This is a genomic window from Rhizobacter sp. P1_G5, assembly GCF_056405435.1.
Genome location: NZ_JBFUCB010000202.1, coordinates 1 through 9,462 on the forward strand (window position 1 = coordinate 1; position 9,462 = coordinate 9,462).

Annotated in this window: 6 protein-coding genes and 1 pseudogene; 1 reads left to right on the plus strand and 6 read right to left on the minus strand. The window is 67.7% G+C overall.

The genetic code is table 11. The features are described from left to right. Together AC1D12_RS15540 and AC1D12_RS15545 are read right to left on the minus strand one after the other, a co-directional pair. Positions 1-799 (minus strand): annotated as a pseudogene (locus tag AC1D12_RS15540) (hypothetical protein); the annotation flags it as partial. A gap of 72 nt (positions 800-871) precedes the next feature. Continuing rightward, positions 872-1,870, minus strand: a complete 999-nt coding sequence (locus AC1D12_RS15545) for an NADP-dependent oxidoreductase (protein WP_477841350.1) — start codon at positions 1,868-1,870, stop codon at positions 872-874. A 107-nt stretch (positions 1,871-1,977) separates the two neighbouring features. On the opposite strand from AC1D12_RS15545, the gene AC1D12_RS15550 reads away from it, so the two are divergent. Then, the gene (locus tag AC1D12_RS15550; protein WP_477826197.1) at positions 1,978-2,916 is read left to right on the plus strand and encodes a LysR family transcriptional regulator; all 939 of its coding nucleotides are present in this window, start codon (positions 1,978-1,980) and stop codon (positions 2,914-2,916) included. Positions 2,917-2,934: 18 nt separating this feature from the next. Here the strand turns inward: AC1D12_RS15550 and AC1D12_RS15555 are convergent, their stop codons facing one another. The 4 genes from AC1D12_RS15555 to cysC all read right to left on the minus strand — a co-directional run bounded on the left by AC1D12_RS15555 (position 2,935) and on the right by cysC (position 9,422). Beyond that, the gene (locus AC1D12_RS15555) at positions 2,935-6,525 is read right to left on the minus strand and encodes a sensor domain-containing protein (RefSeq protein WP_477841352.1); all 3,591 of its coding nucleotides are present in this window, start codon (positions 6,523-6,525) and stop codon (positions 2,935-2,937) included. 148 nt (positions 6,526-6,673) lie between these two features. Further along, the gene (locus AC1D12_RS15560) at positions 6,674-7,738 is read right to left on the minus strand and encodes a sulfotransferase family protein (RefSeq protein WP_465114710.1); all 1,065 of its coding nucleotides are present in this window, start codon (positions 7,736-7,738) and stop codon (positions 6,674-6,676) included. After that, positions 7,735-8,748, minus strand: a complete 1,014-nt coding sequence (locus AC1D12_RS15565) for a hypothetical protein (protein ID WP_477828323.1) — start codon at positions 8,746-8,748, stop codon at positions 7,735-7,737. The genes AC1D12_RS15560 and AC1D12_RS15565 overlap by 4 nt, the downstream gene beginning before the upstream one ends. Further along, complete coding sequence (gene cysC / locus AC1D12_RS15570) at positions 8,745-9,422, minus strand: adenylyl-sulfate kinase (RefSeq protein ID WP_082004585.1); 678 nt, start codon at positions 9,420-9,422, stop codon at positions 8,745-8,747. Before cysC ends, AC1D12_RS15565 begins: the two co-directional genes overlap by 4 nt. Between the last annotated feature and the right edge of the window lie 40 nt (positions 9,423-9,462).

The following is a 9,462-nucleotide window of genomic DNA, read 5'->3' on the forward strand; positions in this document are numbered from 1 at the left end:
GCCTCTCGCCGATGGCATGGCCGTGCTGTTGMTAGCCTTCGCGTCCCTCGTCATCGGGGTGCTGCTGCTTCGCACGCTGCGCAGCGTGGGGCAGGGCAGGCTCAGGGAGATCGTGTGAACCCGGCCACACCAGTGCGTCACGCGCCGGTGAGTAGCGTGCACCGTGCTTCGCTGCACGCTGCAACTCGGCGCGATCGACGTTGCCGAAGCCGCGGTCGATGAGCAGGTCGATCAGGCCCGCCGTCAACGGCTCCAGGGCCTCGCGCGACGCGGCCGACGTGAACCGGGCCTGGAACGACTCCGTCGCCAGCCGGCACGCTTCACGCAGTTCGGCGACGGGCAGCCCCTGCACCGTCCGGTTCCCCACCAGCGGCAGGTCCGTCTGGAAGTGCATCGCATCGCCGTCCAGGCGATACGTGCCATGAAACCGCATCGTGACCTGCTCGCCGTGTTCCGCCAGCCCCGACTCGACGCGCTCGCCGTGGAAGGCGAGGCACATGCATTCCTGCGTGTGCGGCTCCAGCAGCCAGGCATCTCCCGCCGCCGCAAACATCACCATCGGCACGGCGAGCATCTCCGGACCGGTCACTTCGATGCGCCGGCCCCCCTCGACAGCCACCGCCTGGAACGCGGCGATCCTGCTGCGCAGCAAGGCCACGCCGCCCTCGGCCTGCGCGCCCTCGAGGCAGGCCGTGACGTGGCGCCAATGGTCATACCCCGCGCCCCGGGCGACGCGGTCGAGCAGGTCGGCCAACTTGCCGCCACCGTTGCGCTGCAGGCGCCTGGCCTGCTTCTTCAAGTGCTCCACCTTCTCGGTGGACGTCGGGATGTGTCGCATGCCGCCAAGCATAAGTGCGGCTGAGGCATCCCCTCACGCCACCGTCAGCACGATCTTCCCCTGGAGGTGCCCGCGCGCGGCCCGCTCGTGGGCCTGCCGCGCATCCGCCAGCGCGAACCTGCTGTCGATGGCGACGCGAACCGTCCCTGCATCGAGCAGCTGCCCGAACGCTGCGAGTTGCGAGCCGTTCGAGCGCACCTGCGTCATCGAGACGGTGATGCCGCGCTGCGCGGCCTCTTGTGCCTCGGCGAAGCCGATGAACACCGGGAACAACGCGCCGCCGCGCTTGAGCGTGCGCAGGAAGCGGCCGGTGGTGGGGCCGCCGAGGGTATCGACGACGAGATCGAGGTCGCTCACCACGTCCTCGGGCGCGCTGCGGGTGTAGTCGATGAACTCGTCCGCCCCGAGCCCGCGCAGGAACGACTCGTGCGCGCCCGATGCCACCGCGATGACGTGCGCGCCTTGCGACTTCGCCACTTGCAATGCCAGGTGCCCCACGYCGCCCGCGGCGCCATTGACGAGCACTTTCCTGCCGTCGAGCGGCACCGGATGATGGCGCTGCGCTTGCAGCGGGTTGGCGTGGTCGTGCCCCAGCTCGATCAAGTACTGCCAGGCGGTGAGCCCGGCCATCGGTGCCGCGGCAGCGTGCACGTGATCGAGGCCGGCAGGCTTGCGCGCCAGGTCGGCCACCGGCACGGCGACGTACTCGGCATACGCGGCCCCTTCGCCCTTGAGGCCAGGGAATCGAACCATGCCGAACACGTCGTCGCCCACGGCGAAGCGATCAACATCGCCCGCGACGGCCGCGATGACACCCGACACGTCCGTCCCGGGAATCACAGGGAAGGGCACCAGCGGCCGCCACTCGGGAGGCAGGTTCCTGTAGCCCTCGCGCAGGTACCAGTCGGGCGGGTTGATGCCTACCGCGTGAACGCGGACGAGCACCTCGCCCGGTTGCAATTCGGGCACCGGGGCGTCCTCGTAGCGCAGCACCTGCGGACCACCGAACTCGTGCAGCCGGATCGCCTTCATCGTCTTCGTCGTCATCACCATCTCCTTCACCGCGAATTGCGTTGACAAGGAGTGTGGATATTCGCCACCCGTTTGATAATCCTGGCGCAACTCACTTGACAAGTGCCATGACGGAACAAATCAGCCTGGAGCGTCTCACGGGCATCGTCGCGTTCGCGCGCGCGGCGTCGTACGGCAGCTTCACGGCGGCGGCACGCTCGCTGTCGGTGTCACCGTCGGCCGTCAGCAAGACGATCCAGCGCCTGGAGCAGCAGCTGGGGCTGCGCCTGTTCACGCGGACGACCCGCTCGCTGGTGCTGACACCGGAGGGGCGTGAGCTGCACGAGCGCGCCCGGGTCCTGCTGCGCGCCGCCGAAGAGGTGGTCCAGTCCGCGGCCGCGGTGCGGGCCGAGCCCTCCGGCATGCTGAAGATCGCCGCGCCGCTGCCCATCGGCACGCGCCTGCTCGCGCCGGCGCTGCCGGAGTTCCGGCGCCGCTACCCGAAGCTGCACATCGACCTGCGGCTGAACGACCGCTTCGTCAACCTGGTCGAGGAAGGCATCGACGTGGCGATCCGCGTCGGCCAGCTCGCCGACTCCGCGCTGATCTCGCGCGGCCTCGCGACGAACCACCTCGGCGCCTACGCGTCGCCGGCCTACCTGGCGGCGCGCGGAACGCCACGCAAGCCGGAAGACCTCCGGGATCACGACTGCGTTAATTTCCGCTACCAGACCTCGGGGCAGCCGCTGCGCTGGTTGTTCAAGGTCGGCAGCCGCACCATCGAGTTCACGCCCGACGCCGCCATCGTGGTGGACGTGAGCGACGCGGTCGTCGAGGTGCTGGCCGCCGGTGGCGGCATCGGCATGACGGCGTCGTGGATCGCAGCCCCGTACGTGGAACGCGGACTGCTGCTGCCCGTGCTCGCCGAGTTCTCGATCGACCGATCGGCGATCACCGCCGTCTGGCCCGAGAGCCGGCGCGGCAACCCGAACCTCAAGGCGTTCGTCGCGTACCTCGACGAAGTATTCCAGGGCGTCATGTCCGGGCCCTTGCCGTCAGTCTCGTGACGTGCCTGGACGAGCGTTTCAGGCCCGCCCCCCTTCGACCAGGCGAAGCGCCACTTGGACGTTGTTGCGGCCCGCGCCCTTGGCCTGGTAGAGCATCACATCCGCCTGCCTGACGAGCGCCTCGACGGTCATGGCGTCACCCTGGTAGAACGCCAGGCCGATGCTGGTCGTGACATCGATCGTCTGCTGGTCGACCACGAACGGCGTCCTCATGGCCTGGACGATCTTGGCGGCGACGGTGGCGGCCACATCGGGCGCCGGCAGGCCTTCCATGATCACCGTGAACTCGTCGCCGCCCAGGCGGGCGACGGCGTCGCTGGAACGCAGGGTCCGGGACAGCCGGTCCGCGAATTCCCGCAGCAGTGCGTCTCCCGCGCTGTGTCCGTACCGGTCGTTGATCTGCTTGAACCGGTCGATGTCGAGGTACATGAGCGCCATCAGTGCACCCGTGGCGCGGCAGCGCTCCATCGCCTCGGCGACGCGCAACTCGAAACCGGCGCGATTGACAAGGCCCGTGAGCGGGTCCAGGCGAGCCAGCTCGATCAGCCGCTTCTCTTCGAGCTTCTGGCGGGTGATGTCGCTGACCACGGCGTGGAAGCCGAGCACCGTGCGGCCGTCGGCGGCCAGCTGCGGGATGTACTGGGCCTCGTAGCAGACATGGCTGCCGTTGGTCATCTCGCTCTGGAACGTGACGGCCTCTCCCCGCAACGCGGCGCGAATGTGCGGTTCGACCTTGCTGTACGCCGCATCGCCCAGCAGCGCGCGCACGGTCTGCCCGTGGAGTTCGTCGCGCGGCCGGCCGAAGCCTCGCTCGTAGGCCAGGTTGTTGAATCGGTAGCGCTCGTCGGCGTCGATGTAGGCCACGCGCATCGGCAGCGCATCGGCCACCGTGCGCAGGCGGGCCTCGCTCTCCTGGAGCGCTCGTTGCGCTTCGCGGTACGAGGTGATGTCGGCGACGAGGGTGTACAGGCCCACGACCACGCCCCGCTCGTCGCGATCGGGAACGGCCGTGACCTGCACATGGCGTCGGCCCTCGGGGCGCACCATTTCCCGGTCGTACGCCACCTCCTGGCCCGCCAGGGCGGCCCGCAGCCGGGGTTCGATGTCCAGCCAGGCCTGCTCGCCGTAGAACTCCCGCACGCTCGTCCCGATCTGCGGCGCCGCGTCATCGCCGAACCATTGCTGGTACGTCCGGTTGACGAAGCGAAAGCGCAGGTCGCTGTCGAGGTAGGAAATCAGTGCCGGCAGGTGGTCGGTCACCATGCGCAGCCGATGCTCGCTCTCGCGGACCGCCTGTTCTGCGGCCTTGGCGGCCGAGATGTCGCGCATGAGTGCCGAGAAGTACTCGACCTTGCCCTGTTTGTCGCGGTGGCAGATGACGATGTGGCTGACCGGGAACTCGCGCCGCTGCGCATCCCAGACCAGCGATTCGCCCACCCAGACGCCGGCGGCCTCCGCCGCAGGCCAGACCTCCGACATGAACCGCTCGAGGGTTTGCGGCGGGTTGAAGTCGGCCAGCGTCAGGTGCTCGATCGACGCGTCGAGCGCCACCCCGGTGCGCCCGCGTGCGGCCGGGTTCATGTAGGTGAGCCGGCCCATCGGGTCGATCTGCACGACGTAGTCGGTGGTTGCGTCGAAGACTGCGCCCAGCATGCGAAGCGCTCCCTCGGCCCGCATGCGCTCGGTCACGTCGCGACCGACCGAATGAAGCATCGGCCGGCCCGACGGGTCGAGCTGAAGGCTGTCGGTCCACGAAATCCAGCGTTTGGCTCCGCTGGCAGTCATGATGCGGTTCTCGCCGGTCGACGTCTTGCCCGTCGACAGGACCTTCGAGATGACGTGCCGAACGATCTCGTGTTCCGCCGGCTCGACGTAGTCGAACAGATTCCTGCCCACCATCTGTGCGGGCGTCAGGCCGAACTGCCGCGCATACGCCGGGTTGACGTAGCTCAGTTCGCCGTCGGGCTTGACGAGCGACACGAGTTCGGACTGGTCATCGAGGATGGATTTCACCATCTGCTGGCTCGCGACCAATTGCCTGATCACCGGCCTCACCTCGCTGTGCTGGACATAGATGGCCAGCGCGAGGATGCCGACCAGCGCCAGCGCCAGAAGGTTCAGGCGCGACCGCATCGGCGCATAGAGCGTCTCGACATCGGTGCGCACCGCGAACCCGAGCCCGAAATCCTTGATCGGCGCGAAGGCCGAGAGGACAGGGCTGCCGCGCCGGTCATCGAGGAACTCCACGCCCTGTTCGCCAAGCACGGCCCTCGCCACCGGAAGGGCGGGGCTGCCCGCCGCGTCGAACATCGGCAGCTCGAATCCGGACGGCCTGAACCGGTTCGGCGCGCAGACCAGCTTGTCCTTGTCGCGGCCGCAGATCGCCACGTCGGAGGTGTCGCGGGATGCCCGGATGTCCTCCAGCAGGCGATCGAACAGCGGCATGCGCTGCTCGGTGTGCACCCGTCCGACGGTGCGCTCCCCGATGCGAACATCGGTTTCCGTGAGGAGCAGGTAGCCGTCCTTCCAGGCCAGGATGGTCGTCGACCCGGTGTTCGACAGGCGCTGGATGACTTGCATCTTCGCGGATGTCATGGTGCCCGCCTGCGCCACGCGCGTGGCATCCGCGGTGTAGAACTCCACGCCCGTCAGGTCGGTGGTCAGGATGCTGTCGGCAACCCGCTGCAGGAACTCCTTGGCCACCGCGTCGCCGGGCGCCGTGCTCAGCCTGTCCAGGGCCTGGCGTGCGGCCGGCCGCGTGGCAACGGTTCTCGGGAACCACAGGCTCACCTCGATGGTGTGGGCCAGCGACGTCGCGTTCGTCCTGGCGATGAGCAGCATGTCCTTCGCGACCGAGCGCTCGAAGGTATCGCGCATCACCCCGAAACCCGCAACGCCACCTGCCAGGGCGACCAGCGTGATGACCGCGATCGAGCGCCGCTTGATGCGCTGCTCGGTCTTTTGCAGCACCTTGGGTTCAAGCGCCTGGGATGCCTCGTGGAGCATCCACAGGCCGGCGCCGACGACCGAGAGTCCGAACGCGGTGACCGGCTGCATCCGGTTGAAGCTCGCCACCCGGTACAGCGTTTCCAGGCCCACGAAGTGACCGACGAGTCCGGCCAGGCCGATGAGGGAAACGGCCAGGGACAACCCCAGGAAGATGAGCTGGCGAGGCCGGGTGGAGCGTTGCCTGTTCAGCCAGAAGCCGATCCCGGCGAGCAGGAATCCCAGGCTCGCGTTCGCGGACAGCCGGCCGGGATGGGGTTGGGCCGCTGTGGAGACGGTGCCGGCGCGGACGATGTCGACGCCCAGGCCGATGCCTGTCACCCCTTCGAACAGGTAGGCCAGAGGCAGCGCGATCAGCGCGGCGATGCAGATGGCAGAGAGCCGGGTGAGCCAGGCGGCCGGGTTCGATGGGCGCGAGGCGTTGATCAGGCAGATGCTCGCCGCGACGAAGAGCAGCGGGCTGGCGATGCCTGCGTGCTCGGAGCCGGGGATGAGGTGCGCGACGGCGTCCACCTGAAACACCCAGCGCACGGCCATGGTCGCGCCGAGCAGGCCTGCGACGAGTCCTGCCACTCGCGCGGTTGAAAGGGCCGATTTCTGCATGGGGTCTATCCGATCCGGTGTCTGTCGCCTGACGATTGCGGCGCACAACCTCTCGACGGGCAAGCGACACCGGAGCAAGCGCTACACCGCAGGGTACGCCTCGGCAGGCGCGTTGAAGGCCGGAAGTGGGCCCGTGCAGGGGCGCAATTCAGGCGTGGACTGCGTGGGCCAGGCGTTCGCGCACGGCGGCGAGGTGGTCCGCCCTGACCCGCCGCAGGACGAAGTCGCGGTAGTTGGTGCTGCTGAGTTGGCTCCATGCCTGCGCTCGACCCAGGGCGGATCGCTGCGCGCGAGAGGCGAGAACCGCGTCGTCTGGAATCGGAGCGTTCGCATCGGTCATGAATTCATAGCCGTAGGAGCGCATGTGCTCTCTCGCCACCGTCTCGATGACCTCGATTTCGTCGACGCTCAGCTGGCTCTTGAACTTGTCCCGGTTGGCCGGGATGGGACCGAAGCAGTTGGATGACCACAGGTCCGACAGCTTCGACATCTGCCGTGCTTCGGTGGAAGCCGCCACGTCGAGCATTTGCGGAAGGAAGTCCAGGCCGATGAAGTCGCAGATGCCGCGCAGGACAAGCTCCTGGTCGGCGAGGAAATCCTCGTATCGGATCGTGAGCACGCGGGCCGGATGCGCACGGACGAGCCGCTGGGCAGCATCGTGCGCGGCGACCCACGTCATCGCATTGAGCGTGCTGTCGAAGTCATGGATGATCGCGCGATTCATCGAAGCGACCTGGGCGCGCGGGTCCCTCACCACGTTCAGGAACAGCATGTCCGGAAACAGCTCCATCATCTCGGCGGCGTAGTGGATGCTGTCGAGGGACTTGTCCATCACGACGCGGGCATGCTGCCGTTCGCCGCTGCGCAGGAGCAGCTCCCACACCACGCGATGCACGCTGCGCTTCTCGTCCTTGATGGCGTCGAAGATCTCACCCGGATCGAACGCCACGTCGGGCCACTTCACCATGCTGGCGGCCTGCAGGCCGACGACGTCCACGACGAGCTGGAAGTAGTTGCGGTCCTCGGCCAGGTCGCCGTAGAGGGGAACCATCGGCATGAAGTCGACGATGTGCAGCGGGTAGGGCGAGTAGAAGCCTTCACTGAAATTCAGCCTGAGCCTCAGCGCGTGGCTTCCGCATCGACGCAACGGCACCATCAGGAGCGGGCGAGGGCGACCCGGCTTGGACGTGGCGATGGAGGGCTGATGGGTCATGATGATTTCCCTGTGATGTGGTTTGAAAAGTCGGCGATGAACTGCTCCAGTTCGATCACCGGCAGGCGGTCGATGCCGGCGGCTGCATGCCGCCCACCACCGCCTGGATAGCGACGGCACAACGCTTGCGCCGACTGGCGCTGCGCAGGACAGCGGACGCTGACCAGGAAGTGACCGTCCGAACGGCGCGTGAGTACCGCGAATGATCTGTGTGGCTCTTCGTGGGAGAGGCGGTTCGCCAGCGTTCCGGAAAGCCGCCGGGCCCATGCCGTGCCCGGCAGCAGATAGACGTCGCCCTCGATGCTTTGCCAATGGGGCGCGAGCGTCTCGAGGTGATGCTGGTCATCGGCGCGGCCGGCGGCCAGGCGGCGGTATTCGTCGGCGTCGGCGATGAAGCCGAACGGACTCTCGAAGTGGTGCACCACCCGATAGAGGTCGATCGGCGAGAAGTGCAGGTCTTCCACGGCCTCGCCGTAGGCGTTGTAGTTGAGCAGCTGCCCCAGCTGCTCCAGGCTCGCCGTCTGGTTCATCGTGAGCCCGCGCTGCGCGCAAAGACTGCGCGCGACCTCGAGCAGGTTGTCGCCGAAGGCGCCCACGATGGCCCACTCGTGGAAGCGGCCGCCCAGGTGGCGATCCACCAGCAAGGAGGTGCAGACCGCGGCGGAGGGGTCGATGTGGCTTTCCAGCCGCGGGTGGTGGAACAGGCTGCGTGCCGAATGGTGGTCGAAGTAGCGCACGCGCCCACCGGCCTGCAGTGCGCGACGCACGCCGGCTTCGTTCCTGTCGAACGAGACGTCCAGCACGGTGATGTCGCTGGGCAGGTCCGTGTCGTCCAGCTGCCCGAACAAGTCGATATCGCGCTTGACGCCGCTGACGAGGCGCCCGGCGCGCGGCTCGGCCATGCGCAATTGGTGCAGGCTGCAGATGCCGTCGGCGTCGCCATTGAACAGGTCCACCGCCGGCAGGGCGCCCGTGCGGTCCGTCAACGCGAATGGCCGGATCGATGTCATGACACGAGGGAGCGGCTGACGAGAAAGTCCATCAGCTTCTGCGCTGACTGGTCGAGGCTGCACAGGTCCGTGTCGATGCGCAGCGCGGGAGACTGTGGGGTCTCGTACGGTGCCGACACGCCGGTGAAATGAGGGATGGCTCCCGTTCGAGCCTTTTCGTAGAGGCCCTTCGGGTCCCGCGCCTCGCAGACGGCCAGTGCCGTGCTGACATGGACTTCAATGAACCTCGCTTCGCCGATGATGGATCGCGCTTGGTCCCTGTCCTCCTGCCGTGGCGAGATGAGCGCCGTGAACACGATCAGCCCCGCGTCGTTCATCAAGGCGGCCACTTCCGCGACACGCCGGATGTTCTCGCGCCGGTCTGAAGGCGAGAAGCCCAGATCGCTGCTGAGATGGTGGCGGATGTTGTCGCCATCCAGCACGAATCCCAGCCGCCCCTGGGCATGCAGCCGGCGCTCCGCCGCATAGGCCAAGGTGGATTTGCCTGCGCCGCTGAGGCCGGTCAACCAGACCGTGACCGGTTGCTGGTGGAGCAGGGCGTGCCGCTCGGCGGCCGAGACCAGGCTGGGGTGCTTCACCACGTTGAGACACGTCGCGCCGCGTGCCACGGGCGTGGCGTTGGTGTCGACATGGCCGGGACGTGGCCGGACCAGGGAATGCGTGGAAGGAGTCATGGCGCGGGCAAGCCTCTCAGGAAGGCGAACATTCGTGGAC

What these genes read in the sequence shown, in the direction of transcription:
- AC1D12_RS15550 (WP_477826197.1), top strand. Translation starts at nt 1,978, where the DNA reads ATGACGGAACAAATCAGCCTGGAGCGTCTCACGGGCATCGTCGCGTTC.
- AC1D12_RS15555 (WP_477841352.1), bottom strand. Translation starts at nt 6,525, where the DNA reads ATGCAGAAATCGGCCCTTTCAACCGCGCGAGTGGCAGGACTCGTCGCA.
- AC1D12_RS15560 (WP_465114710.1), bottom strand. Translation starts at nt 7,738, where the DNA reads ATGACCCATCAGCCCTCCATCGCCACGTCCAAGCCGGGTCGCCCTCGC.
- AC1D12_RS15565 (WP_477828323.1), bottom strand. Translation starts at nt 8,748, where the DNA reads ATGACATCGATCCGGCCATTCGCGTTGACGGACCGCACGGGCGCCCTG.
- cysC (WP_082004585.1), bottom strand. Translation starts at nt 9,422, where the DNA reads ATGACTCCTTCCACGCATTCCCTGGTCCGGCCACGTCCCGGCCATGTC.